At 41.7% G+C, this 26,603-nt stretch carries 27 protein-coding genes; 15 read left to right on the forward strand and 12 right to left on the reverse strand.

Going from position 1 to position 26,603, the window contains the following annotated elements; genetic code table 11:
• Positions 1 to 254: 254 nt before the first annotated feature.
• Entirely contained in the window at positions 255 to 674 is a 420-nt protein-coding gene (locus CDC37_RS08385) for a hypothetical protein (protein WP_096621344.1), read from the forward strand.
• A 122-nt stretch (positions 675 to 796) separates the two neighbouring features.
• The gene (gene rpmF / locus CDC37_RS08390) at positions 797 to 973 is read left to right on the forward strand and encodes a 50S ribosomal protein L32 (RefSeq protein ID WP_096621345.1); all 177 of its coding nucleotides are present in this window, start codon (positions 797 to 799) and stop codon (positions 971 to 973) included.
• A gap of 100 nt (positions 974 to 1,073) precedes the next feature.
• Here rpmF and CDC37_RS08395 read toward each other — a convergent pair whose 3' ends face one another.
• The 3 genes from CDC37_RS08395 to petG all read right to left on the reverse strand — a co-directional run bounded on the left by CDC37_RS08395 (position 1,074) and on the right by petG (position 5,378).
• A complete protein-coding gene (locus tag CDC37_RS08395; RefSeq protein WP_096621346.1) occupies positions 1,074 to 2,906 on the reverse strand; it encodes an ArnT family glycosyltransferase in 1,833 nt (610 codons plus the stop codon).
• 509 nt (positions 2,907 to 3,415) lie between these two features.
• A complete protein-coding gene (locus CDC37_RS08405) occupies positions 3,416 to 4,945 on the reverse strand; it encodes a YifB family Mg chelatase-like AAA ATPase (RefSeq protein WP_096621348.1) in 1,530 nt (509 codons plus the stop codon).
• Between the two features lie 319 nt (positions 4,946 to 5,264).
• Complete coding sequence (gene petG, locus CDC37_RS08410; RefSeq protein ID WP_096621349.1) at positions 5,265 to 5,378, reverse strand: cytochrome b6-f complex subunit V; 114 nt, start codon at positions 5,376 to 5,378, stop codon at positions 5,265 to 5,267.
• Positions 5,379 to 5,582: 204 nt separating this feature from the next.
• On the opposite strand from petG, the gene CDC37_RS08415 reads away from it, so the two are divergent.
• The 3 genes from CDC37_RS08415 to CDC37_RS25470 all read left to right on the forward strand — a co-directional run bounded on the left by CDC37_RS08415 (position 5,583) and on the right by CDC37_RS25470 (position 7,828).
• The gene (locus CDC37_RS08415; RefSeq protein ID WP_096621350.1) at positions 5,583 to 5,960 is read left to right on the forward strand and encodes a c-type cytochrome; all 378 of its coding nucleotides are present in this window, start codon (positions 5,583 to 5,585) and stop codon (positions 5,958 to 5,960) included.
• Between the two features lie 875 nt (positions 5,961 to 6,835).
• Entirely contained in the window at positions 6,836 to 7,531 is a 696-nt protein-coding gene (locus CDC37_RS08420; protein ID WP_096621351.1) for a Uma2 family endonuclease, read from the forward strand.
• Between the two features lie 162 nt (positions 7,532 to 7,693).
• Positions 7,694 to 7,828 carry a hypothetical protein gene (locus CDC37_RS25470; RefSeq protein WP_255408909.1) on the forward strand — a complete coding sequence of 45 codons (135 nt, stop codon included), beginning with the start codon at positions 7,694 to 7,696 and terminating at the stop codon, positions 7,826 to 7,828.
• A 315-nt stretch (positions 7,829 to 8,143) separates the two neighbouring features.
• Here the strand turns inward: CDC37_RS25470 and CDC37_RS08425 are convergent, their stop codons facing one another.
• Complete coding sequence (locus tag CDC37_RS08425; protein ID WP_442861087.1) at positions 8,144 to 8,674, reverse strand: helix-hairpin-helix domain-containing protein; 531 nt, start codon at positions 8,672 to 8,674, stop codon at positions 8,144 to 8,146.
• Between the two features lie 19 nt (positions 8,675 to 8,693).
• A complete protein-coding gene (locus CDC37_RS08430; protein ID WP_096621353.1) occupies positions 8,694 to 9,068 on the reverse strand; it encodes an NINE protein in 375 nt (124 codons plus the stop codon).
• Positions 9,069 to 9,570: 502 nt separating this feature from the next.
• Between CDC37_RS08430 and CDC37_RS08435 the strand changes: the two genes are divergently transcribed.
• Positions 9,571 to 9,894: a DUF1825 family protein gene (locus CDC37_RS08435; protein ID WP_096621354.1), complete on the forward strand. Its 324-nt coding sequence runs from the start codon at positions 9,571 to 9,573 to the stop codon at positions 9,892 to 9,894.
• Positions 9,895 to 10,047: 153 nt separating this feature from the next.
• Here the strand turns inward: CDC37_RS08435 and CDC37_RS08440 are convergent, their stop codons facing one another.
• Positions 10,048 to 11,967 carry a transglycosylase domain-containing protein gene (locus tag CDC37_RS08440; protein WP_096621355.1) on the reverse strand — a complete coding sequence of 640 codons (1,920 nt, stop codon included), beginning with the start codon at positions 11,965 to 11,967 and terminating at the stop codon, positions 10,048 to 10,050.
• Positions 11,968 to 11,991: 24 nt separating this feature from the next.
• On the opposite strand from CDC37_RS08440, the gene CDC37_RS24115 reads away from it, so the two are divergent.
• The 4 genes from CDC37_RS24115 (at position 11,992) to CDC37_RS08455 (ending at position 15,212) form a co-directional block, all read left to right on the forward strand.
• Positions 11,992 to 12,147, forward strand: coding sequence for a hypothetical protein (locus CDC37_RS24115; protein ID WP_157780685.1), 156 nt, complete (start codon positions 11,992 to 11,994; stop codon positions 12,145 to 12,147).
• A gap of 47 nt (positions 12,148 to 12,194) precedes the next feature.
• Positions 12,195 to 13,385 (forward strand): tyrosine--tRNA ligase, encoded by a 1,191-nt coding sequence (gene tyrS / locus CDC37_RS08445; protein WP_096621356.1) that lies wholly within the window; start codon positions 12,195 to 12,197, stop codon positions 13,383 to 13,385.
• Between the two features lie 455 nt (positions 13,386 to 13,840).
• Positions 13,841 to 14,575 carry an orotidine-5'-phosphate decarboxylase gene (gene pyrF / locus CDC37_RS08450; protein ID WP_096621357.1) on the forward strand — a complete coding sequence of 245 codons (735 nt, stop codon included), beginning with the start codon at positions 13,841 to 13,843 and terminating at the stop codon, positions 14,573 to 14,575.
• Positions 14,565 to 15,212 carry a hypothetical protein gene (locus tag CDC37_RS08455; protein WP_231943316.1) on the forward strand — a complete coding sequence of 216 codons (648 nt, stop codon included), beginning with the start codon at positions 14,565 to 14,567 and terminating at the stop codon, positions 15,210 to 15,212. Before pyrF ends, CDC37_RS08455 begins: the two co-directional genes overlap by 11 nt.
• Before the next feature lie 342 nt (positions 15,213 to 15,554).
• On the opposite strand, the gene CDC37_RS08460 is transcribed toward CDC37_RS08455, so the two are convergent.
• Positions 15,555 to 16,571 carry a sulfate/molybdate ABC transporter ATP-binding protein gene (locus CDC37_RS08460; protein ID WP_096621358.1) on the reverse strand — a complete coding sequence of 339 codons (1,017 nt, stop codon included), beginning with the start codon at positions 16,569 to 16,571 and terminating at the stop codon, positions 15,555 to 15,557.
• Between the two features lie 718 nt (positions 16,572 to 17,289).
• Here CDC37_RS08460 and CDC37_RS08470 point away from each other — a divergent pair.
• Genes CDC37_RS08470 through CDC37_RS08480 form a run of 3 tightly spaced genes read left to right on the forward strand, consistent with a single transcriptional unit; the run spans position 17,290 to position 19,682 of the window.
• Positions 17,290 to 17,679: a PAS domain S-box protein gene (locus CDC37_RS08470; protein ID WP_096621360.1), complete on the forward strand. Its 390-nt coding sequence runs from the start codon at positions 17,290 to 17,292 to the stop codon at positions 17,677 to 17,679.
• Positions 17,619 to 18,344 carry a response regulator gene (locus CDC37_RS08475; protein ID WP_096621361.1) on the forward strand — a complete coding sequence of 242 codons (726 nt, stop codon included), beginning with the start codon at positions 17,619 to 17,621 and terminating at the stop codon, positions 18,342 to 18,344. Before CDC37_RS08470 ends, CDC37_RS08475 begins: the two co-directional genes overlap by 61 nt.
• A gap of 51 nt (positions 18,345 to 18,395) precedes the next feature.
• Positions 18,396 to 19,682 carry a sensor histidine kinase gene (locus CDC37_RS08480; RefSeq protein WP_096621362.1) on the forward strand — a complete coding sequence of 429 codons (1,287 nt, stop codon included), beginning with the start codon at positions 18,396 to 18,398 and terminating at the stop codon, positions 19,680 to 19,682.
• A gap of 55 nt (positions 19,683 to 19,737) precedes the next feature.
• Here CDC37_RS08480 and CDC37_RS08485 read toward each other — a convergent pair whose 3' ends face one another.
• The 3 genes from CDC37_RS08485 to CDC37_RS08495 all read right to left on the reverse strand — a co-directional run bounded on the left by CDC37_RS08485 (position 19,738) and on the right by CDC37_RS08495 (position 21,916).
• Complete coding sequence (locus CDC37_RS08485; protein ID WP_096621363.1) at positions 19,738 to 20,577, reverse strand: methyltransferase domain-containing protein; 840 nt, start codon at positions 20,575 to 20,577, stop codon at positions 19,738 to 19,740.
• A gap of 228 nt (positions 20,578 to 20,805) precedes the next feature.
• Positions 20,806 to 21,456: a bifunctional phosphoribosyl-AMP cyclohydrolase/phosphoribosyl-ATP diphosphatase HisIE gene (gene hisIE, locus CDC37_RS08490; RefSeq protein WP_096621364.1), complete on the reverse strand. Its 651-nt coding sequence runs from the start codon at positions 21,454 to 21,456 to the stop codon at positions 20,806 to 20,808.
• Between the two features lie 271 nt (positions 21,457 to 21,727).
• On the reverse strand, positions 21,728 to 21,916 hold the full coding sequence (locus tag CDC37_RS08495; RefSeq protein ID WP_096621365.1) for a ChaB family protein: 189 nt from the start codon (positions 21,914 to 21,916) through the stop codon (positions 21,728 to 21,730).
• 125 nt (positions 21,917 to 22,041) lie between these two features.
• On the opposite strand from CDC37_RS08495, the gene hemL reads away from it, so the two are divergent.
• A complete protein-coding gene (gene hemL / locus CDC37_RS08500) occupies positions 22,042 to 23,340 on the forward strand; it encodes a glutamate-1-semialdehyde 2,1-aminomutase (RefSeq protein ID WP_096621366.1) in 1,299 nt (432 codons plus the stop codon).
• 59 nt (positions 23,341 to 23,399) lie between these two features.
• Here hemL and CDC37_RS25475 read toward each other — a convergent pair whose 3' ends face one another.
• Positions 23,400 to 23,522 carry a hypothetical protein gene (locus tag CDC37_RS25475; RefSeq protein WP_255408910.1) on the reverse strand — a complete coding sequence of 41 codons (123 nt, stop codon included), beginning with the start codon at positions 23,520 to 23,522 and terminating at the stop codon, positions 23,400 to 23,402.
• Positions 23,523 to 23,607: 85 nt separating this feature from the next.
• Positions 23,608 to 23,772 carry a metallothionein gene (locus tag CDC37_RS08505; protein WP_096621367.1) on the reverse strand — a complete coding sequence of 55 codons (165 nt, stop codon included), beginning with the start codon at positions 23,770 to 23,772 and terminating at the stop codon, positions 23,608 to 23,610.
• A gap of 644 nt (positions 23,773 to 24,416) precedes the next feature.
• On the opposite strand from CDC37_RS08505, the gene CDC37_RS08510 reads away from it, so the two are divergent.
• Positions 24,417 to 26,012, forward strand: coding sequence for a serine/threonine-protein kinase (locus CDC37_RS08510; protein WP_096621368.1), 1,596 nt, complete (start codon positions 24,417 to 24,419; stop codon positions 26,010 to 26,012).
• Positions 26,013 to 26,603 lie beyond the last annotated feature (591 nt).

The following is a 26,603-nucleotide window of genomic DNA, read 5'->3' on the forward strand; positions in this document are numbered from 1 at the left end:
TGGCTGGAAAAGGAAGTCAAGGCTAACCTATATTTATCAACCTCAGTAATTTCCATTCCTCAAACCGAAAATGGGTAATTTTTATTACTAAAATCGCTAAACTAACCGTTTTACTGAAATTATCAAACCCTTGTTGATTAGGAATCAGGAGTAGTCACCCAATGGTCAATCTTCGTATCAACCACTCATTCAACACCAGTTCCAACATAAATTTTCTTCCTATGCAGCGAATTCTGAACACGTTTAATCCACTTATGCCATACTTACGCAAGCAAATCCGGATTGTTGGAGCAGCAATATTGCTATTGACATCCGTACCAATTTGGCTAGTATCCGAGATTGCAACCATACAACAGGTCAATGCATATACAGCGCGGGCAGACTTAATTATTGACCGCTTGCCAGAAGAAACCTACGAAACTATTCTCAGAAGGGCAGAAGCAGCCGCACGAGCCGCAGCCCAGCGTAGTTTTGACCAAGATATTTTCATTACAGACGTTTCTGTGATTGTTTCTGGACAAAATTACGGCGCGATCGCACCAATTTTAGAACTACGGGTAAGCCGCGAGCAATGGCGCGATCGCCCCGATGCGGCAATTTGGTCTACATACTTTAAATCAGCCAATTCCCTCCTCCTCTTCAACCGACAGTTGACACAACCAGCAGAAAAGTAGAAACGACCCGTCGGTTCGTCTCGAGGAAGCGAGTCGTTTGAATTCTATACTCGAATTTTTCTTCCATTTTTCCAGGAATGGCATAAAATAGGAAGGTTGTCAAAAATTGCGAAGTACGCTATATGGCAGTTCCAAAGAAGAAAACATCCAAATCTAAGCGCGATAAGCGTCGAGCAACGTGGCGACGTAAAGCTACATTGCAGGCAGAAAAAGCACTTTCACTCGGTAAGTCAATTTTGACTGGTCGCTCCACTTTTTATTATCCTTCTGATGAAGAGGAAGAGGAAGAGGAAGAGTAATTTATGCCAAAAACCCCATCGCCGCAAGCAGATGGGGTTCATCATATTGGTGTTATTGAAGATAAATTTGCAAATTTTACGTCGCACAGACGTGGCATTGCTACGTCTCTACATCTGCTGACCCTTCCCTACTTCCTTTGCGGGGATTTAATTGGGGAAAACGAACCAACTTATATACACCTTTTTCCTGAATCACTGTGTAGTCTGTGGATGTTAAACCCATTTTTGCAAGTTTTTCAGGTTGAGCCAGAATTAATACTGACGGTGATTTTGCAACTGCAGTTTTGACATAATCTCCAGCTTGGGAACCGGATTTTATATGGGTGATGCTCAACTGACTATAAAAGACAAAGGTTGGTTTGAGAAAGCCCACCATTATCACTTCTTCGTTTGGTTGTTGGTTGGTAACGGCTGCTTTAGCCAGTTCCCGTAGGGGTAGTTGTCTTTCCCTGTCGTTAATAAACAGGGCTGGAGTCAAGACAAAGAGCAAAAATAAACTAAAGGCAACCAGATTAACGGGAAGTATGGCTAACCAACGCCGACGGATAATTAAGGCTGCAAGAATTACGCTTGTCACCAGCCAAATGATTCCACCAATTACTGTTAAACCTGATTCCTGTAAGGCTTCCCGAAATTTTGGCGCAGCTGGGTCAAAACCAATTATTTGGGAAACATAAAACAGGGCAATGCCAATCGCTGTAATATAGACGACATTAATCCAACTACTCCAACGCCAACTGCGATGATTTATATTTTCAGTTCCTAAAGCTGGAACAGAGCCGGGTAAAAAATCACCCCAATGAAAAGCAATTAAAATCGCTGCTGCTGGCATCAGTGGTAATACGTAGCTGGGAAGTTTGGTGACGGCAATACTGAAAAATACGAATATTCCTGTAAACCAGGCAAACACATATAATTCAAACTGTTGAAACCGAGGTACGTTCAAAAGTTGACGACGCTGCCAAAATTTCAACCGCACCATTGCTGCCGGAAGGTACACTGAGTAGGGTGCAAATAACAAAAGAATAATGACAAAATAAAAATACCACGGGGCTGAGTGCCCGTTGACGACCCCTGTAAACCGCTCAACATTGTGATAGCCAAAAAAAGTGCTAATGTAACTTTCACCATTACGCAGGCTAACCAAAATATACCAGGGAGCAGCTAGGAGAAAAATCAGGGGTAAACCGATGTAAAGACGCATCTCCCGCACAACAGTCCAGAAGTTGCCAACGTAGATTAAAAAAGCACCAATGATTAATCCTGGTAAAACGATACCAACAGGTCCCTTGGTTAAAATTGCGGCGGCGATGAGTACATAAAAAGCCCAGTACCAGGGGGAAGTGACAAAGGGGGAATTAGATTTAGAAGTTGGACTTGCATAACCAAGGAAAAAACACAACAAGCCACCAACCATACATCCAGTCAGCATCATATCGGAGACACCAGTTCTACCCCAAATAATCATTTCCGGATTGAGGGCGATAATGGCGCTAGCTAGGGCTGGAATTAGCCAACGGTGTAATGGACGTGTCACCTGCAGAGTAGCATCTTGTTGTCTATAATACCAATTTAATATATAAAAAGTGAAAGCCACCACAAACAAAGCCGCGATCGCACTTGGTAAACGCACAGCCCATTCATTCACACCAATGAGTTGATAGGCGATCGCTTGACACCAATAAATTAAAGCAGGTTTATCAAACCGGGTTTCATTATTAAAATAGGGTGTAATCCAATCATTGCGCACCAACATTTGTCGCGAAGCTTCTGCAAACAAAGGTTCGGTTTCATCAATTAAGCCAGTACTACCTAAATGCCAAAAAAAACCGATTCCTGATACCAAAGCAATCCATACCACAGCAAAAGCTACACCCCACCACGGATGGGTTTCGATCCGTTTAAACCATCTTTCCATCGCAAAATTATTCATTGGTCCAAAACTTGCAGTTCCCTAGTGAATAATGTATTTCGTTCCTTGAGTCAATAGTCGTTGAATACTTTCCCTTTGTTGCAATGGTGTGGAATCGGATCAAGAATCTAATACTTCATGTCATTATGTCATTAATTTTACGTGAGTTCGATAAGTTATAAAGCCTGAAACTCTTGTCCAGTATCATTCGTAGAAAATAGAAGTTTCTAAAAACCTCCGAGTATGATGTTGAGAATAAAATCATTAAACCTGAAATCAGTCAGTTATTGACTTTGTTCTCAACTAATGGATGAGGTTACTTTAAACCTTAACTTTCAAAATCATGGATTCACAGGGATTGCAGCTTTTACAATCCGTCGAATTCACGTTAATTTTGATGGGTTAAAAAAGGCACATAGTAGCGCTCATAGCGCCTTTATTATCAAGAACCCCTCAGAACTTATGGGACAGACCACTTGCTCTAACTGAACACTTTTTTCCTGTCTCCTGACGAACGTATCCTATCCTAATCACTGCATCCGATCGATGGTACGATATTGAATAGCTTCAGCTAAATGGTGGGGTTGGAGATTGTCAGTACCAGCTAAATCGGCAATGGTACGAGCGACTTTTAAAATGCGATCGCTAGCTCTGGCTGATAAACCAAGTTTACGAATGGCTGCTTCTAATAAATTCCGACAGCTATCATCCAGTTGACACCATTGAGCCAGGTGACGACTTTGCATTTGGGCATTACAACGGATATTTTTCTCATCTTTAAATCTTGCCATAGCCTGTTGACGGGCTGCAATTACCCGTTGACGCACTATTTGGGAGCTTTCTCCTGGACTGTGTTGGGTAATTTCCTCCGGCTTTAACCGATTGACCGCCACTTGCAGATCAATTCGATCCATCAACGGACCAGAAAGCTTCGCCCAATAATTTTCTCGCTGACGGGGAGAACAACTACAAGCTTGAATTGTATCGCCATAAAATCCACAGGGACAGGGATTGGTGCTAGCAACCAAGGTAAACTGGGCTGGAAACATCACCGATTGTCGGGTACGGGAAATTGTCACAAATCCATCTTCCAATGGTTGACGCAAAAATTCCAACACATCTCGCTTAAACTCTGTTAACTCATCCAAAAACAACACCCCTAAATGAGCCAAAGAAATCTCCCCTGGACGGGGATAACCACCTCCCCCCACCAAAGAAGGTCCCGAAGCTGAATGATGGGGACTGCGAAACGGGCGATCGCGCACTAGCTTACCCTTATTTTTCAATAATCCTGCCACCGAATGAATCCGTGTCACCTCTAAGGCTTCACTAAATTCCAAACTTGGTAAAATCGACGGTAAACGCCTCGCTAACATCGTTTTTCCACTTCCCGGTGGTCCGACAAAAATTAAATTATGTCCCCCCGCAGCTGCAATTTCTAAGGCTCTGCGTGCATGGGTTTGTCCTTTCACATCCTTTAAATCAAAACTTCCCACCGCCAAAATTTCACTGGTATTTTGTGCTTCCATTTTCGCTGGTTGGTACTTGTGGGGATTATTCAACAAATCCGCCACTTCCCCCAAAGTATCCAACCCATACACATCCAACCCCTCCACAATCGCCGCTTCCTGGGCATTATCCCCAGGCACAACCAACCCACTGATTCCCATTTTCCTCGCCGCAGCCGCGATGGGTAAAACCCCCGCAATCGGACGTAAACTACCGTCTAAACTGACCTCACCCAAGAATAAAAAATCACCTAATAAGTCACCACTTACCTGCTCGGAAGCCGCTAAAATTCCTACACTAATGGGCAAATCAAAACAGGGACCTTCCTTACGTAAATCAGCAGGGGTTAAATTAATGACGATATTTCCACCAGGAAACCCAAATCCGGCATTTTTTAAAGTAGCTCGCACCCGTTCCTTAGATTCCTGTACAGCCGCATCCGGCAAACCCAGCACTGTAATTCTTGGCAAACCACCGGATACGTCCACTTCCACGCCCACTTTGACCGCATCAATGCCAACAATTGCAGCACTCCATACCCTGGCTAGCATAATTAATCCATAACCCTGAATCTAGAACTAGAATTCGTCTGTTATAGCGAACAAATAGTACCTACCATAAGGGTATATTTTCGAGGTTGGTGAAAGATTTACAGAATATCGGGGAAATCTGTTAAATCATCCAAAATCCCTGTTATCAAGAGTTTGGTGGAAGAATAAATCTCCCACCAAGATTGTCATCGGGTAATCGGGGTTGCTGATGCCTTGTTCTAATCCTTGGCTAGACTCGACAGATCGCTACATTGGTCATTCATCCCACGATTCAGAAATGCCGGATAATCCAAAATCTCAAATCCACAATCCAAAATCACTAGATTCCTAGTTGATTACCACGCTTATATTGAACGTAGGCAGCATAGAACAACCCACCCAGAGTGACGGGAATTAAACCCAAAACAATACCGCACAGTAAAGGTTCGATCACCTTAATACTCCTTATTGTGTTTCTTAAACATTTGTATCCAATCCTGATTCTACCAAACCATTGCAAAAATCCTCAAATAACGATGTTTGAGAGAACAGTGGCAAGAAAAATGGCGTAGCCGCTTGCAGACGCGATCAAGAACTTTTAAGCTATGTGTATGAAATGAAAATTTTTTGTAGACGTTGATTAATAAAAGTAACTCGTTTGGATAACCAGATAACAACCACACCCCCAAATTTTACCCTCCGTATCACCTTGACAGTATTGGTAATCGCCCTTACTGTTGTCCTTACTATTTTTATAATTCGTATGGTTCAAGCTTCTGACCCATACGTGAAGGCTGTATTGTCCCAAAACGGCAACCCTGTCCAAGGTCATGCCATCTTTCAGATTAACTGTGCCGGTTGTCATGGTTTAGAAGCTGATGGACGGGTTGGCCCCAGTTTACAAGGTGTTTCTAAGCGCAAATCACCCTATGGCTTGATCCATCAGGTGATTAGTGGTGAAACTCCCCCTATGCCCAAGTTTCAGCCCAGTCCCCGCGAAATGGCTGATTTGCTGAGTTATTTGGAAACGCTTTGATCGGAAAATCAGTCCAGTTGATTTTGATTTTTTGGGAATTTGTGACAAATGCAGGTAGTCCCCTACAAGCAAATCATTTCCTCGCGAGAAAATAGGGAGTCTGTAGTAGAAATGAACTATTTTTTGGGTTAGTTGTGTCTATAATCCATAAATCCATAAAGGATATGGGGACTGATTTAATTAATTAGTTTTTTAAATATGCAAAAATACAAAAAAGTGACAGCCCCTCGGATTTTCAGCTTATTGACAAAAACACGGCTCATTTTCTCAAGATTAATGACTCTATTCTCAAGAATCTAGCGCAATAACAATACTTTCAGGACTGATTATTGACATCTTGACAAATCGCCGATAGGATAATGTATATTGCCGCCGGGGCCATGGCAAGATAGTACCTCAAGTGTACTTGGTAGCTAAATTTTTAGGGAATAAAAACTATACATTATTATATAGAACTCATATTTTGATTTCTGAAAACCCCCAATAACCCTGAAGCCCGTCGTCCAAAACTTTATTTCTGAGTATATTCAACAAGATTCAAGTACGATTCCTATCTGAGGTTTTTAAAAACTTTTATTTTCCATGAATCATGGTAGGTAAGAGTTTCAGATTGTATGATTCATCGTAGCCAACTTCTGTGTAGGAGTACTCACATCATAATCACAAAATAATGCGATCGCGACTTCCAACTAAATACCAGACCAAGTGATTATATCTCCAAAGATAATTAAAACCGCATTTATGTTAGGTCTTCCTTCCGACAGTCACATTGGGCAGAGATTGATGAGGATGGGTTGTAACCGGAACTTGAGCGATCGCGAAACTAGAAATCAAGCTAAAATTAGCAGTAGATTCGCGCAAACGGAGCTACACCAATGGTTACTCAGTTGCCACTTGCATCCCCAGATAACATCATCTACCCTTCAAGTGATGGACAGCCAATGGCAGACAATACGAAACAGTTTGAATTAATTGTGTTGATTAAAAAAAACTGTGATTTGTTGTTTGCGAATAATCCAGATGTGTTTGTGGCTGGGGACTTGCTATGGTATCCCGTCAAAGATAATAACGTAATTCGCAGGGCACCTGATGTCATGGTAGTCTTTGGTAGACCGAAAGGAGATAGGGGTGCTTATATTCAATCTCAAGAAAATAATATCCCTCCGCAGGTTGTATTTGAGATTCTTTCCCCAAGCAATACTCACAGAGAAATGATTGCTAAATATAAGTTTTATGAGCGTTATGGGGTGGAAGAATATTATTTATATGACCCAAATACACCGGAATTAACAGGTTGGTTACGTGCAAATGATGAATTACGAGAAATCGAGCAAATGGCAGGTTGGGTTAGTCCCCGTTTAGGCATTCGTTTTGAACTGCCAAATAATGAGTTGCAAATTTTTCGTCCTGATGGACAACCATTTTTAAATTTTGTGGAATTAGACCAACTCAAAGAACAAGAACGTCAGCGTGCTGAACAAGAACGTCAGCGTGCTGAAAAAGCAGAAGCAGAATTGGCGGCTTTGCGGACTTTGCTTCAAGAAAAAGGAATTAATCCAGAACAACTTTAATTCAAGTCTACAAAAAAAGTCTTTTTGTGGGAGTAGGGAATAGGGAGTAGGCAGTAGGGAAAGTTTTAACCTATAAGACAGGACTTATACCGTTTTACTTTGAGGTTGATACATTTAGGAAGCAGGAGATGGAGGGGGAGCTTTTGGAAGCAGGGAAAGAAAATGTATCAAAATGCTAGTGAAATGGTATTGGGCAAAGAAGATTTGTCCGCAGCGATCGCAACGCAGTTTCGGGAAGCAAGCTACGTAATGATACAGTGGCATTACTTCTGCGTAACCCGGATTTCTCACAAGTAAGTTATAAGTCTTGAGTGACGGATTAATTTTCCTTCTACCGGGACTTAAACATTTTTGAGGCAGAAATCAGCTTCAAACCCATACAGGGGAAGGAAAATACATTATAGGCTCAAAAATGATTGAAAGCCAGATGTAGCAAGAAACTATTCAAAACGATGTCAAAGTCGTGCGTATACATTTGAGTAGTTTTTCCGGCTATTTTTTGTCTAAGTCCCACTACTCCCTATTCCCTATTCCCTACTCCCTGCAAGTTTGAGAAATTAGTGAAAAATGCAGGGTAAGTCTAAGTAAGATTATCAGTGGGGGAATTTCAAATTAAAACCTTAAATAATACATCAACTGTGCTAAAACATCTCCCGCGAGATTGAGCTTTTTTTGAAAATCGACAATACTGGTATAAAAGCCATGATTTTCACGGGTTTGAATAATTGCCTTTGCTAAATCCACATCTATAAAAGGTACTTTGAGCAAAATTTCTAAACTTGCCGTATTCGGATTCACGATGACAACCGGAGTATCAATCGATTCGTCATCATAATAGGCAAAATTTAAAATTGGCTGGAGGGGTTGTAAACGGGTGACAGGGAGACTTAAAGCCGCAGCAATATCCTCAATCGAGTAAAACTTCACACCAGCCTGTGATAATTGTACTAGAGTACGGGATTGATGGATTGATAGACCTGGTAAACGCAACCAATCATCCACCGTTGCATGATTAACATCAATACTGATACCCAACTGGGAAGCGATCGCAATTTCTTCTCCGGACTGAAACCGATAATAGGGGTCATGGAGAATGCGCTCACGTAAACGTTGTAATCTGGGATTGAATCGAAACGGCTGCATCATAATTCCAATTCCCGTGTTAGCTGATTCGTTCCAGTAGTTGACGACGTTTTTGTTCAAACTCGTATTCCGAAATCAAACCATCCTGACGTAACCCATCTAACTCACGTAATGCATCCGCGATCGCAATGACTTGTTTTCCGGTTTGAATTGTTCGCAGGGGAGATTTACCCAAGTTGAAATTTTCGTCAAAGGTATCTTCACTTTGAGCGAGAAACCATACCCCCTCAATGGCACTTGCAACCTTGGGAATGGGAGTCCAAGACAGCAAAACATAGAGGATTCCCCACAGAGGTTGTCCCAGATAAAATTTATGTAAGCCAGAAATAGTTAAGGTTCCAGCAAATGCCAATACTGCTGCAACACTACGACTTTTACGCTGATTAGTAAACATAGGACATCAAGAGAGTAAATTTCCTCAAAGTTTCCCAAACATTCCCAGTTGAATCATACTTGATTACCATCCTTGAGGGAACGAAATGTCAAGTAGTGAAATTGCGGTGAAAAACCGAACTTCCGCACCAATAGCTTCCACAGAAGACTTTTCTAAACTAGAATTAGATATACAGCAAGTATTTTCATGACCAATATTTATTTAATGGTAAGCGATTCCATATTCAAATTGCATATCCAACTGTTGACAGTCCACGACCCCAGGAAACGATTATGCAGCGAATATGAATTGGAGCTTACCAGTCTCAAGATTTATCTGTAGGGCTAAGTAGGTGGGTGGTAAAAATTATCGTTGAGATCAGGGAGTACAGATGACCCGTCGGGTCGTCTCTACGCCGAATGATTGGTTACATTGCGGTTTGATGTTTGATTGTACCTACCTACTCAATTCAAAATTTAAAATTATTTAACACGATTTATTTTCAAACTTTTAAGGGAGCAACATGGGATTCTTTGAGTCAGAAATAATTCAACAAGAGGCAAAACAACTGTTTGAGGATTACCAATCCCTCATCAAGCTCGGTAGTAACTACGGCAAATTTGACCGGGAAGGCAAAAAGATGTACATCGAACAGATGGAAGCCATGACCGAACGCTATCGAATTTTTATGAAGCGATTTGAACTATCCGATGATTTTACAGCCCAAATGACCATAGAACAGTTGAAAACCCAACTTGGTCAGTTTGGTATCACACCTCAACAAATGTTTGACCAAATGCATCAAACCCTGGAACGGATGAAACGGGAACTCGAAAAACAACAGTAAATTTACACCCTCTTGTCCCAGCATATCATTACCTATCCCCATAATCCTATATCGCCAAAGTTAGATATAGGGAATTGGTGTGCGATCGCAAACTGTCAGTGGAAGGTTGACAGCCATTCAACAGACAACTATCAACCATTTTTCTCAAAATCCTTAGGACAGAGGACGGGGGAAACTTGACATCGGTTTAAAATTCTCTACTGGTACATTCTGCAACGCACGAGTCATGAAATCTCGCCAAATCGGAGCCACATTAGTCCCTCCAGTTGCACCACTTGCTAACTGACGGTTGTCATCCCGTCCCACCCAAACAGCAGTCGTCAACTGGGGAACAGTACCCACAAACCAAATATCCTTCTCCGAAGAAGTAGTTCCCGTTTTTCCAGCTGCGGGACGACCAAGAGCTGCATTTTTACCCGTTCCCTCGGTAATTACAGCCCGCATCGCCTCCAAAGTCGCAGCCGAAGCCCAAGGATCTAATACTAACTTAGGTTTTGGTGTATTATCAACAATCACATTACCACTACTATCCGTAATCCGAACAATAACCGTTGTGGGTGATTGCCAACCATAATTAGCAATTGTCGCATAGGCACTGGCCATTTCCAAAGGAGTCATCCCAATTGCACCTAAAGGTAGGGATGTGACCGGTTCCATTGGACTAGTAATTCCTAAAATACGACAGGTTTCCACAACCTTATTCATCCCAATCGCCTTACCTAGCTTAATCACAGGTACATTTCGCGACTGAGCTAAAGCATAGCGAATAGTCATTGGACCCCCGAAACTGCGGTCGTAGTTACGCGGGTAATACCAACCACTACCATCCCGATAACTAACGGGTGTATCATGGACAATAGTACTGGGAGTGTATTTACCAGTGGCAAAGGCGGCATAATACACAAAGGGTTTAAATGCCGAACCAGGTTGACGGAGAGCTTGGGTCGCGCGGTTAAACTCACTGGTTCTCGCATCCACACCACCCACCAAAGCCTTGACAAAATGGGTACGCGGATCGACTGCAACCAAAGCAATTTGGTTGTTGCGCAAACCCTGTCCTAGCAAACGCCGATGCCATGTGGACACCAACTGTTCCGCCATGCGTTGAAATTCCACATCCACGGTGGTTTGAATCCGCATTCCCCCCTTAAGTAAGGCTTCCCGTCCATATTTTTTGGCAATTTCCGCCGAAACTTGATTGGTAATGTAGGGTAAGGCACTACCTTGGAAAGAACGAATCCGACCAAGGGTAATTTTCTCATTCACCGCTTTATCGTGTTCAGCTTGAGTAATCCAACCCAGAGATAGCATTCGTCCTAAAACAATTCTTTGCTGGGTTTTAGCCTTTTCCATGCTCACAAATGGACTGTATTCCTCCGGTGCTTGGATTAATCCAGCCATCATTGCCGATTCTGCCAAGGTTAAATTTTCTGCGGATTTATTAAAATAGCTGCGAGCGGCTGTCTGAACACCGTAATTATTATGACCCCAATAAACCTGGTTTAAGTACATTTCCAGAATTTGGTCTTTGGTCAAAATTTGTTCTATCCTTACAGCCAGAACAGCTTCCGCAATTTTACGGGTAAATTCACGCCGACTTGATAAAAACAGGTTTTTTACCAACTGCATCGTGATTGTGGAAGCACCCTCTCGTACTCCACCGGAACGGAAGTTACTAGCGACTGCACGACCTACCCCCTTGGGATTAATTCCGTGGTGGAAGTAGAAATCACTGTCTTCGCTAGCAAGAACTGCGCGTTTGAGTTCCGGGGAAATACGATCTAAAGGGACAACCTCCCGGTTAGCTTCACCGTGGAGACTAGCTAATAACTTGCCTTTGATATCGTAAATGTAGGTCGTTTCCGACGGAAAAAAGTTACGTAGTTGCCGTACATCGGGTAAATTACGGAAACTAATTGCTAAACCCACCAGCCCACCCGCTACAATTGAGCTTGTCAACATGGTAATAGCCAGTAGAGTTCCACCGGTAACTTGACCAACTCCTTTGATGAACTCAAAGCCAGATGAGGTTTGACTTTGGGTATGTTTATCTGCAAAAGTCCTTGAAGACACGGTTATTTCACTTCCTCACTGAAAATGTCTACTCAAAAATCAATTTTTAGGATTGCTTCCTTTCGTCGTCATGACGAAAATGGCTATTTTGATTATGGACAAGGGTTAATTTTTTGTAATTATATTAGTCTGGGGATGGATAATTCGCCTAAAGATAACTGCGAAGGTTACAGACCCTGATGTGAACATGGAAAGACAACATAGTAGATATATTTAATAGTCATAGTATGCCCCAAAATTTAGACTGGTTGCGTCGTGGAACTGTAGAAATTTTCCCACAATCTAGCGATTCTCAGGGAGAAACCGCGACGCTGGAAGATATCCTGACAAATACTAACCGACCATTGCGAGTCAAACTAGGGATCGATCCCACAGCTGGGGATATTCATTTAGGTCATAGCATACCTATCAGAAAATTACGAGCATTTCAGGATGCAGGTCATACAGCAGTTCTCATAATTGGTGATTTTACCGCACGAATTGGTGATCCAACTGGTAAATCGGAAACACGTCAACAATTAACGGTAGAACAAGTTCAGGAATATGCGAAAACCTACCTAGAGCAGGTGCGGCCAATTTTAGATTTTGATACTCCTGGACGGCTGGAGGTGCGTTACAATTCCGAATGGTTATCCCAACTCGATTTAAACAAAATTTTAGAACTTTTATCCACCATGACCGTGGGACAAATGTTGGAAAAGGAAGGTTTTGATTTACGCTTCAAAAAACAAAACCCGATTTTCTTACATGAATTTATGTATCCTTTAATGCAGGGTTACGATTCGGTAGCAGTGGAAGCCGACGTGGAATTAGGGGGTACTGACCAGAAGTTTAATATTGCTGTGGGTCGAGATTTACAGCGACATTTTGGTCAAAAACCCCAATTTGGGTTGCTGTTACCAATTTTGATTGGTACGGATGGGGTACAAAAAATGTCGAAATCTTTAGGTAATTACATTGGTTTAAGTGAGCATCCGAATAATAAGTATCAAAAATTGCAAGCTATTCCCGATAATTTATTGAGACAATATTTTGAGTTATTGACGAATTTACCTTTAGAACAGTTGCCGGAAAATCCTAGAGAACAACAAAAGTTATTAGCCGGGGAAATCGTCACCCAATATCATGGTGAAATTGCTGCTCAAGAAGCGAAAATAGCAGCAGAGTCTGCGGGACAAGCAGGAAGTATTCCGGAGTTTTCCCTGATGGCTGTGGAATTTCCAGCGCGATTAAGCAGTATTCTTAATGGTAGTGGTTTATGTAAAAGTGGTGGTGAAGGACGGAGAAAAATCCAGGAGGGAGGGGTGCGTCTGGATGGGGAAAAAGTCACAGACCCAGAAGTCACCTATAGGAGTGCGGATGAGTTGAAGGGTAAGGTTTTGCAGTTGGGTAAGAAAAATTTTGTGCGACTGGTATAGGGAGGGAGACAGGAGACAGGAGGAAACATTTTATACTGTCTCCTGTACTCAGAATCTATTTTGATATCGTGTCTGTTTACATACCCCAGTCAACACTATAATCCTTGTGAATCAATGATTTTGTCAGTTAAAGTTCAAAGTCACCTCATTTATTAGTTGAGAAAAAAGTCAATAACCGGCTAATTCCAGGTTTATCAATATACTAGGGTGTGTTATCAATTAGCTTGAGAACGCCTACCGTATTAGCTTATAGGCTTTCGGCTCATAGGAAGTGATAATTGTTGAAATCCTTGCTGTCAAAGCTGTTCATTTTAAATTGATGACAGACCCTAAGAGGTTTTTAGAAACTTTTATTTTCCACGAATATTGCTGGACAAGAGTTTCTGACTTGATGAATCATGTTAAACCAGTTTCCGTGACAAATCGAAAATCCAAAATCCAAAATCCAAAATCGAATGAGTGAGAGAATTATTGTTCCCTTAGATGTGTCAAGTTTGGCAGATGCGATCGCGCTAATTGATCTGCTTCCGGAGGTTACTTTTTGGAAGGTGGGTCTGGAGTTGTTTACAAGTACTGGACCGGGGATTCTCGAAGTGTTAAAGTCCCGCAATAAACGGATATTTCTGGATTTAAAGTTCCATGATATCCCGAATACCGTCGCTGGTGCTTGTTATGCTGCGGCTCAGTATGGTATTGATCTATTAACTATCCATGCCACTGCGGGACGGGATGCCTTAATTGCGGCGGTAACGGCGGTGCAAAGGGGTGCAAATGCGGTAAATATGACTCCACCCCGGTTAATTGCCATTACCTTACTAACAAGTATTTCCCCCCGTCAATTAGCCTTTGATTTGCGTGTACCCTTGGAATTACCGGAATTCACCCTGGAAATGGCCTTCATGGCTCAGGAATCCGGTTGTGATGGGGTGGTTTGTTCCCCCCAGGAAGCAGCTGGACTACGCGATCGCTTGGGGAATGATTTCTTACTGGTTTGTCCGGGTGTACGTCCCTCCTGGTCTACTAAAGACGACCAACAACGCACTTTTACCCCCGCTCAAGCCTTAGCCGCAGGAGCTAATTATTTGGTAATTGGTAGACCAATTACTGCTGCACCGGAACCCGCGATCGCTTGGCAAAAAATTTGTGCAGAATTGCATAGTCGGGAATCGGGGGTGGAAAATGGTGAGTAGAAATATTTACGTTACCCTGGGTTTATTCAGTAATTTTACTAGTTTACTAGCGAATTTCCCCTTGGGGTTGGACAGTACCAATCCTAACCGACACCCGGTTCACAACCCTGTTAATCATCATGCGATCGCTCCTTCCCAATTACCAATGACCCCCGTTATTCCCACCACCTGCTCCCAGCTACCCCTGGAAAAAATCACCCACCTGATGTTACGGGATTTACCCGGTTACGCCAACCGTGTCACCCAAAGAGCGCGGAGACTCAAACGTCAAGGGGAAACCTATAGTTACATTTTGGTCGCTGGCAAAGCAGAATTTCAACCCCTACCACTCAACCCCCAACCCACTAGTCGTCTCCCTGATTACCAAGAATCATCGGATATAGAGCAAGTATTTTTTACCACCCTAGAGCGTCGATACACGGCAAAAGCAGCCATCGAAATGCAACAGTACCATTGGTTACTATTAACGAAAACCCCTGAAGGTTGGTATCAAGTTTCCATGCGTAGTCAAACTGGTTCCTATCCATCTCGACCCAATCAAATCCTTGCACCCCTCCGGGATAGTTCCCAAGGTGTAGTCGGAGAAGCTGTTAATCTGTGGTTACGGGATTGTCGTGCTAATAGTGTGAAATTTTGAATCAGGGAAATACAGGGAGTCGGGAGTGGGGAATAGGGAGTAGGGGTACATGGGACTGTAGTCTTTTCCTCGCTCCCACGCAGAGCATCCTCGCTCCCACGCTCTGCGTGGGAGTGGGATTTGCAAGGCTCCGCCTTGTATTATAACCCCCCACTCTGACTCCCAAGCGAATATAAGAGAATGTTTTAAAAGTCGATTTTAATACTTGGAATCGGAATCGTTATAACTATTCTCTACTCCCCACTCCCTGTTCCCGAAAAAACCTGGCGTTTGTAATCTTTATATCTTTATAACCAAGAAAAGTGGAATCGAAATGATTTAGAACTATTACCCACTCCCCACTCAAATCGAATAATAAAGGGGGAAAGATTTCGCATCCTTTGGTTTTACGTATACTTTCTGCTGTGGTTCCAAATTTAACTCATCAAACCGTTCCCGACTTAAATGGGCAATCACCACCTGACCGTCCTCTAAACCTAACTCCGCTTGAATTTCCCAGCCGAGATGAATCAAGCGGTTAACCCTGGCAGGAACCGTTGTACCATTGGGCACAGTATCAACAATTACATCTTGAGGGCGAAGAAACATTTCCGGGTGGGCTGAGTCAAAGCCGTTGGTTTGGAACAAGCGTGATGTACTGGGTAACACATTCACCGGACCAATAAAACTCATGACAAAAGCCGTCGCTGGATGGTCGTAAATCTCTGCTGGTGTGCCCACCTGTTCCACCCGTCCCCGATTCATGACCACAATTTCGTCGGAAACTTCCATTGCTTCTTCCTGGTCATGGGTGACAAACACGGTAGTCACGTGAACTTCGTCGTGTAATCTGCGTAACCAAGCTCGTAAATCCTTACGGACTTTTGCATCCAGAGCGCCAAAGGGTTCATCCAATAATAATACCTTTGGTTCCACTGCTAAAGCACGGGCTAGGGCAACTCGTTGACGTTGACCACCCGATAGTTGGGAGGGATAGCGATCGCCTAATCCGGACAGCTGTACTAATTCTAACAATTCTTCCACCCGGTGTTTAATTTTTGCCTTTGATGCTCTACGGATTTCCAGACCAAAGGCGATATTTTGGCGGACTGTTAAATGCTTAAACAGGGCATAGTGTTGAAACACAAAGCCGATATTCCGCTCCTGTACACTTTGATAGGTGGCATCCTTCCCAGTTAATAAAATCCTACCACTATCAGGCATCTCTAATCCAGCAATTAGCCTCAATAGTGTGGACTTACCGGAACCGGAAGGTCCCAATAATGCGACTAAGGAACCACTGTTGATTTCTAAACTAACCTCATCTACAGCCTTAAAGCTACCAAATTGTTTTGACACGCTCTCAACTACAATACCCACGGCTTTGACCTCGGCAACTAATCTACGGTTTATTGGTGGGAATACCGTGATTGGAAATATACCACAAATTGTGATCGAATAGACAGTTTTTAATTTTGAGTGAGAAAAATTTCTTTATATCCAGTAGGTTGACGAAAAATGTGACATTTGTCTTAGAATCAACAAAAATTGCGTCAATGATTATATTTTTGTTAATTTTTAGTTGGAAAATGGGTATATTAACAAATAGAAATAAATAGAAATTTACTTGATTTAACGGTGCATTTGTATATGGAATGATGAAAGTAATCAAAACAATCATCGTTGGTTTTCTGACCAAAATATATATTCTTTTTTTGTAAGTTATTTATAGCGACATAACGTGTTCACTTCTTGATAGTGTTCATGCTTGAAGTGAGAAAATTCCCAGTTATCGAATTCTCCAAATAGAACGAGATGATTCTCAGATATAAATTTTAAAATACAGGGTTAAATATCTATTATTTTTGTTTATATTGCGTCAGTTTGGCAGTAAAAAGGGAAAAAATCACTGATAAAGAAATCCTATCCTCCAGACTTTTCACTAACTACAAATAGTGGCTTGCTTACTCTACGCTTTATTGTACTAGTCTATTAGCACACAAAAACAAAAAAAAATAATCATGTGATTTGCAAAACTCAGGTCTTCCATCTATTCCATCAACAAAAATCATCAAATTGTCAAGAGCAACAATTCATTATGTCTCCCAAACACTTAAATAATCTCAATGCTTATCCCCAGAAAAACTCCAACACTGTTTTAGAAAAGAATGAAACTAATGAAACAGATGCTGAATATCGGCGTATATTTGAAAGTGTGAATGACGCAATGGCGATTATTGATATACAAACAGGTGTAATTGTTGCCATCAATCCGATTGCTACTAAAATGTATGGTTATTCTCAAGAAGAATGGCCATATCTCAAACCCACAGACTTTTTGCATTCCGATTCAGTTCATCTTTTTGCTGATTTCCTTGCTCAACTGAGAGCGGGTCAGGAATTTAAGGAAGTCGTTTCTGGTTTGAGTTGGAAATACCGGAAGCAGCAGAATGGATTGTATCTTCCCGTGCTACTTCTTTTGGTGTGATTACGGGTTATCAAGGTAATTATCGCTATAAAATCCTCATCGTCGATGACCGTTGGGAAAATCGTTCTGTGGTGAAGAATTTATTGGAACCGATTGGATTTACGCTTGTCGAAGCGGTTAATGGAGAGGATGGAATCGCAAAAGCCAATAGTTTTCAACCTGACTTAATTATTACAGATTTAGCCATGCCTGTGATGAATGGCTTGGAAATGGTTAAGCAAATGCGGGAATCACCAAACCTGAAACAGACAATAATCATAGCTTCTTCTGCAAGTGTGTTTGATTTCCATCGACAGGAAGCTCGTGCAGCTGGTTGTAATGATTTTATTCCCAAACCCGTGCAAGCGGAAGAACTGCTAGATCAACTTCAGTATTATCTCAAGCTGGAGTGGATATATGAGAACACACCTAAACCAGAACCTCCTAATACCTTTGTGACAAATGGAGATGGTTGGATAGTTCCAGAAACCATTCATTTGCAGAATTTACACACAGCTGTACAACGTTGTCGTATTAGTGAAATTCAAGCAGCAGCTCAACAACTTAAGCAAGTAGACTCCCAGTATAGTCCCTTTGCAGATAAAGTTTTGGCTTTAGCATCCGAATTTGATATCGATGCGATCGCGCTATTACTTGAACAGTCCGCAGTAAAAACAGATGAATAAAGACTGGTGAATAATTATTAGTTCCTAATTACTGATTATTTGGTAAATATTATGCCTGCCAACACAATTTTAATTGTTGATGATACTCCCAATAACATCAAGTTATTATTTGATGTTTTAGATAGTGCTGGATTCGATATTTCCGTGGTCAAAAGTGGAGAAACAGCCTTGGAAAAATTACCCTATATTAATCCTGATTTAATATTACTAGATATTATGATGCCGGGAATCGACGGCTTTGAGACCTGTCGTCGCATTAAATCTGATATCAATATGGCAGATATTCCCATCATTTTTATGACTGCTTTGACAGATACGGAAAATAAGGTTTGTGGTTTAAAATCCGGTGCAGTTGATTATATTACTAAGCCAATTCAAGTTGAAGAAGTTTTAGCCAGGGTGAATATCCATTTACATTTAAGAAATATCCAAACTAAGTTACAGCAAGAAGTTCAAGAACGTCAACAAGCAGAACTCAAATTGCAAGAAAACATTACTTCTATGCAACAAATGCAAATACAATTAATTCAAAATGAAAAAATGTCAGCCCTGGGTAATTTAGTCGCAGGTGTCGCTCACGAAATGAATAATCCTTTAGGATTTATTGCTGCTAGTTTAAAACAAGCAAAACCCAATTTTACCGACATTAGTGACCACCTGAAATTATATCAAGAAACTTTTCCCCATCCCGGCAAAGAAATTCTCGAACACGCGGAAGAAATCGACATCAAATATAGCCTGGAAGACTTCCCCAAAATGCTCGATGCAATGGTCATGGCATGTGACAGACTCAAAAATATTAGCACCAGTTTACGCACCTTCTCCCGTGCTGATAAAGATTATAAAGTGCCATTCAACATCCATGAAGGTATCGACAGCACAATTTTAATCCTCAAACATCGTCTCAAAGCCTCAGAATACCGTCCAGCCATTGAAGTCATCACTGAATACGGTAATTTACCACAAATCAACTGTTTTCCCGGTCAATTAAACCAAGTATTTATGAATATCCTCGCGAATGCGATTGATGCATTAGATGAAGCCAATACAGGTAAAAGTTATGAGGAAATAAAAGCCAACCCCAACAAAATTATCATCAAAACATCAATGGAAAATAATCACGCCAAAATCTCAATTCGAGACAACGGTAAAGGAATGACAGCAGAAATTCAACAGAAAATCTTCGACCATTTATTTACCACCAAGGGTGTGGGTAAGGGTACGGGATTAGGATTAGCGATCGCTCGACAGATTATCGAAGAAACCCACGCAGGTAAACTGAGTTGTGTCTCTGAACTTGGTCAGGGTACGGAGTTTATCATTGATATACCCCAATGATATTCGACAATAGTTATACTTGCTAGTAGATATTCTCCGCGATCGCAGTCGGGTTTTACATAGACTGGTTTTTAGATATGATCATTGTAGCCCCGTCCATAGAAATTAACTGACCTTGCTCTGTTTCTTGGATACCAGTTGCGATCGCTTGTAAAAACTCTTGACGTTGTGACTGGGAAAGCAAACTAGAGTCACCCTGACAAATAAAATCCATCAAGCTTTTACCTGTTGGTGAATTCTCCTCGTATAAGGACTCAACATTGAGGTATTCTGGATATCTGGTGGCATTGTAAACTAGTCCCATTGCGGTCACCAGTTCTTGCATTTTTTCGATGGATAGTATATCTGGTATACCACCTCCAGTAATATCTGCATATTTCAAAATTAAATCGTAAATCACAGTATCTTTTGTGGCTAAGGTAATTGCAATCAAGCCATTTTCCTTGAGCATTCCCATGCTATCCTGAATGATTCTTTGCTCACTGCCTGGCATGTGGTACAAACTGTGAGTAAAATGGATTACATCAAATTTTGCAGATGTTTGAAAATTTTCAATCGTATCCGGATGAATTTCCAGTTCAACCTGGGGAAAATTGACAGCATTGATTTGTTCTTGATAGCGCTGACAATGGAAGGGATTTGGCTCAATGGCTATGTATTTTAATTGATAATCTCTTGGTAGATATTCTTGTAAAGCTGCGATTAACAGAGCATCAAAATCCCCTGTTCCCGCTCCCACACTTAGCACTGAAACCTGTGCATCTTGGGGTTTGAGATTTTGCAACATCAAATTAATCGATGCTTGACGGTCTGCAATCCAATTGTTGAGAAAAACCTGGTAGCTAGAATCATAAAATTCGTCCATTTTCATGGTGGACTCGACAGAACTAACCATTGGCGATAACCTATGTTCTGATACAATTTAAACGATTTAAATTATACCATTCAGCATGGAAATAACCTTGTGAGTCTTGGTCAATTCAGTTCCCATTGATGCTATACAATTAAAAATAAAGTAGAGACGTAGGGATGCTAAGTTTCTACATGTTGTGGTTTAAATACAAAATGTAAATAATCGTAATTCATACCTAAATTCAGCAATACCCAGATTTGCATCTAAGCACTAACCTCGTCGCTGCTGCAACTTGCGATAAACATCCTTTAATTCCACACCATGATGGGCTAAAGCGACTAAGGTATGATAAAACAAATCGGCAACCTCCCCCGCAATTCCCTCCACGTCATCATCCTTAAATGCCATTACCACCTCTGCGGACTCTTCACCGATTTTTTTCAAAATCTTGTTATCACCACCCGCGAACAACTTACAGGTGTAGGAATTCTCTATCGGATTATCTCGGCGATCGCAAATCACATTAAATACTTGGGATAGGGTATCACCGGGAGGTGGAGCAATTTTTCCCTCAATTTGGTGAAAGCAACTCCTCTCACCTGTGTGACAAGCAATATCCCCGATTTGTTCAACTCCAATCAACAAGGCATCACTGTCACAATCGTAGCGAATAGTTTTGATCTTCTGTATGTGTCCCGAAGTTGCTCCCTTATGCCATAGTTCCTGTCGCGAACGACTCCAAAATACGGTTTCTCCAGTCGTCAAGGTTTTTTGTAGGGATTCCCGATTCATCCATGCCATCATTAACACCGTACCATCCAAATAATCTTGGACAATGGCAGGAACCAATCCCCGCTCATCATAACGAATCTTGTCAACGGGTATGGCATCGGGGAATAAATTTAGGGCTGAATCGGACATACAATAGGCTCAAGCATTACCATTTAGGGATAACTTTACCATATCACTTTAAAGGGGAGTAGGGAATTGGGAGTGGGGAGTAGTGGTCTGTCCCATTAATCTGTACTAAAGCTACTAATACTAACCCCCCATATTTAATGGGATAGACTGTGTTCGAGTGAAAATTATTGTTGTTTTTAGCCCTTTTTTGCGATCGCCGAAAGTATTTTTTCAATCAACTTTTGTTAATTTTCTTTACAGGGGGGTAAATCTTTCACCAGCGGGGAAAAATTTAAATAGTTTGATGTCGATACATAGCTGCCTGCATTTTCACGGCACTTAAAGCGACTTGGTGAGCCTTGGAAGCCTTGCCATACCAATGGATTGCACTATTGTAAGCTGCTCGGTAAAGTTCCTGCTCTGCATCAGATAACCGACTACGGATTTCCAAGGGTAGATCACAATTGGCTTGATATAACATACTTTTATTTTTAAACGCTTTTAAGTGATTCTAATTATAGATAATATAAATTTTGAGTCACATTTCCCACTATCCTAAGATAGAGCTGAATAACGCCACGGTTTGAAAATAACTAGGAGAGAACTTTGGTAAATACAACCATAAAAACCACAAAATCACAAGAGATTTTTGCCGCAGCCCAAAATCTGATGCCGGGAGGTGTTAGTTCTCCGGTACGTGCTTTTAAATCAGTTGGTGGTCAACCGATTGTGTTTGACCGCGTTCAGGGTGCGTATATTTGGGATGTCGATGGCAATCGGTACATTGATTATGTCGGTACTTGGGGACCAGCAATTTGCGGACATGCTCATCCGGAAGTAATTTCTGCCCTTCATGCTGCCTTAGAGAAAGGTACGAGTTTTGGTGCGCCTTGTGCCTTGGAAAATGTGTTAGCAGAGATGGTGATTGATGCCGTACCCAGTATTGAAATGGTGCGTTTTGTTAATTCTGGGACTGAAGCCTGTATGGCCGTGTTACGGTTAATGCGGGCTTTTACGGGACGGGAAAAGGTAATTAAATTTGAAGGCTGTTACCACGGACACGCAGATATGTTTCTGGTGAAAGCGGGTTCGGGTGTGGCAACTCTGGGATTACCGGATTCTCCCGGAGTCCCTAAATCGGCAACAAGTAACACTCTGACAGCACCCTATAATGATTTGGAAGCGGTGAAGGCTCTGTTCGCCGAAAACCCTAATGAAATTGCTGGTGTAATCCTCGAACCTGTAGTCGGAAATGCGGGATTTATTCCCCCCGATGCGGGTTTTCTGGAAGGCTTGCGGGAAATTACCCATGAGTATGGTGCTTTATTAGTCTTTGATGAGGTGATGACCGGATTCCGGATTGCCTATGGCGGTGCTCAGGAAAAATTTGGTGTTACTCCGGATTTGACTACCTTGGGTAAAATTATTGGCGGTGGTTTGCCTGTCGGCGCTTACGGTGGGAGAAGGGATATTATGGAAATGGTTGCTCCGGCTGGTCCTGTTTACCAAGCGGGAACCCTATCGGGAAATCCTTTGGCCATGACCGCAGGCATTAAAACTTTAGAGTTGCTGCAAAAACCGGGAACCTACGAATACCTGGACAAAATCACCAAAAAGTTGAGTGACGGCTTATTGCAAATTGCCTCTGAATGCGGTCATGAAGCTTGTGGAGGGCAAATTAGCGGTATGTTTGGCTTCTTTTTCACTGGTGGTAAAGTCCATAACTATGAAGATGCGAAAAAATCGGATACCGTCAAGTTTGGTCGCTTCCATCGAGGGATGTTGGAAAGAGGAGTATATTTAGCCCCTTCCCAATTTGAAGCTGGATTCACGGCGATCGCTCACACAGAAGAAGATATCGAACAAACCCTAGCTGCTGCTCGTGAGGTCATGAGTAGCCTTTAGTTCTTAAATTTCTCACCAATCCCTGAAACTTGCGAGTAGTGGAAAAGTTAACCCATTACTCAGCGCTTATCACCCACTTGCTCAAAATACAGGTAATCACCATCTCCAAATACCCCATCTATATCAAAATAGATGGGGATTTCAAATTTTAACTTTTGGCGATACTTCGCACTGTGATACATTTTCCTTTAGGTTGGTTGACAGTCAAGAGTCAACAGTTAATAAAGCCAGGTTGCTGACTATTTGCAAATGATTGATCAAAATTCTTCAACCGCAACCACAGCCACTATGGGCACAACCTTTTTCATCTTTATGCCCATCCGCACAAGCTTGAGAACAATAATACTTTCCTTCTTTCTCAATTGCGTCTGCGGTCGAAACCACACACAGACAACGTTCACAGGCACACTTCATCATTGTTACTGTTGTCATCGATGCTTTCCCCTGCTGATTTCATTTCATGGTCAAATATAGCATTTTGACTGGGATAATTTTCACCTCAATTTACATAAGTTAGTCTAACTTGATATTTTGATATTATTTTTCTTTGGAGAGAATAATAATCAATTTAAAAAAATAACAGACAAAATACATAAAATTTATTTGTAAATATCTGTGGCTTAATTTGTACAAATGAATGTAATTTTATCCCTTGATTATTAATTATTTTTGATGAACCATTTTGGCTATTTTTTGAGTTTTAATAGTAATTATAGGATTCATATTTGATTGACAAAAAACTCCATATCCTTGAAAAGTGTTTTTCCTCCCCCCTACTCCCTACCTACGTAATTTCCAAATTTCAAGCGGATTCCTAGCTGATTTTTCTGGTTCGGAAATTCCAAAAATAAGGGATATTCACGATGTAATTTACTTGTATAAGTACTATGTTTTGATTTAACAGGTAATAAATTCACCTTTTATGGTTGCTTTAATGAACAACAGGGAATCTTTAGCAAGTCTTCAAGGGATTACCAGCAAAAATCACCTGGTAACTTCAGTCAAAAGCTTCCAAGAATTGTAAATAGAGTAAATTCCTCTCCGTCCTCATTCTTTGTGCAGCGAGTTAACAGTGCATGAGCTACTGCTTAAATCCCAACTGTTCTAATCCAGAAAATCCACCGTACAGCGACAGATGTCACTCCTGTGGCTCTAACTTGTTGCTACGCGATCGCTATCGAGTTATCAAATCACTAGGTCAAGGTGGATTTGGGGCAACTTTTTTAGCCCATGATGAAAATCTTCCTGGTGAACCAAGTTGTGTCATCAAACAATTGCGACCCTCCGGAAACGCACCGCACATCTTGCAAATGGCGCGGGAATTATTTGAGCGGGAAGCAGCTACTCTTGGTCGGATTGGTAATCATCCCCAACTACCAAGATTGCTCGACTTTTTTGAAGACCGCGAACAATTTTACTTAATCCAAGAATACATTAGCGGTGCGACCCTACAACAGGAGGTCAAAGCTGGAGGTGTATTCAGTGAAGCTGGTGTTAGGCAATTTCTGAGTGAAAGTTTGCCACTGCTGCAATATATCCACGGACAAAAGGTTATCCACCGCGATATCAAACCAGCCAACTTAATCCGTCGCGCTCAAGATAGTCGTCTAGTTTTGATCGATTTTGGTGCGGTGAAAAATCAAGTAGCTCAGGTCGCTAACCAATCTGGACAAACTGCATTGACAGCCTATGCTATCGGTACTCCGGGATTTGCGCCACCAGAACAGATGGCCATGCGTCCGGTGTATTCTAGTGATATTTATGCTTTGGGAGTGACTTGCATTTATTTACTGACAGGAAAATCACCCAAGGACTTAGAATACAATCCCACCACGGGTGAAATCCTGTGGGAACACATGGTAAATATTAGTCCGCACCTGAAGAATGTTCTGCGGAAAATGCTGGAGGTATCGGTTCGTAGTCGCTACCAAACCGCCGATGAAGTGCTACGCGCTCTGGAAATGGAACCCTACCTCGACAGTTTAGCTCAAAGTCTAGTAGCTCAACCCGTGGGAGCTGAACGGGTAGCTGATTCGGGGATGTTACATAGTGGCTCCCCAAGCGGTTCCAGTGCAGGTGTAGCTCAAGTGGCGGCCGCAATTCGCGCAAGACGAGCAAAAATGATGGGAGGGGATACCAGTGGATTGTATACAGCCAGTCGTCAACGTCATACTTCCGGTAAAACCAACTCTTGGGGAAGTGGGAATTCGATGGTGACTCATGGTTCGCGATCGCAAATTCGCCCCATTGACAGCGAGGGTTTTCAATCTGCCTATTCTAAAGGGAGACGGGATTTTGCCCTGCATAATTTAAGCTGTTTAAATTTGCAAAGTGCGGATTTATCGGGTACTAATTTCCATTCTGCGGTTCTGGAACGAGCTAACCTGCAAGGAAGTAATCTTTATAATAGCGATTTTGGCCGTGCGAGCTTAAATCGAGCTAATCTGCGGGATGCCAATCTCAGTAAAGCCTATCTTAGCCATGCAGATTTGGAAGGGGCTGATTTACGAGGGGCTGATCTGAGTTATGCTTACCTGAATAATGCTAACCTACGGGGAGCCAATCTCTGCGGAGCCAATCTCACTGGAGCCAAAATCTCGGAGGAGCAACTCGCATTAGCGAAAACTAATTGGATGACTATCCGTCCGAATGGGAAACGTGGGTTGCTCTAATAGAATACAGGATACAGAAAGTTAGTAGAAGTTTGATGGGAAGCCACCCTACCCGTGTCTAGGGTTCTGTTTTGTTAGTAAATGTGAACTATTTGTCTAGCGATCGCATATAAGTATATCTACATATTTTTAAGGTTTTCTTAAGAAAATCATAGTAAATTATAAAACAATACGGCATATAATGAGGCATTAAACACTGAAAATACAATGTAAAACTAAACACATTTACAGAGGTATTCATATGGAAAATGTAAATGCGCATAGTGCATCTACTCAAGAATATGATTTGACTTAAAAATATTTGACTTCCTGAGATGGCAATTTATCTGCTTTCTCTTTTTGGTAGAAGTTAATTATATGTCAAATAATATACCTTTAACCTTGAAGTATACTTTATATTTTTTACTCAAGAATTTATACTTTACAGGGTCAAGAAGTGAGCTTTTTATTTTTATTTTTATGCTTAATGCTTGAAGAGACCTAGTACCACATTAATTTGGATGGGTGAGGAAAAGTTCGTAGTAGCGCTAGTCTACGACAATCCTGCGGGTATAGCGCCTTTATATTCAAACTTTTTCGGAGCTTATGGGT

The organism is Calothrix sp. NIES-3974 (assembly GCF_002368395.1).
Taxonomy (GTDB): domain Bacteria; phylum Cyanobacteriota; class Cyanobacteriia; order Cyanobacteriales; family Nostocaceae; genus NIES-3974.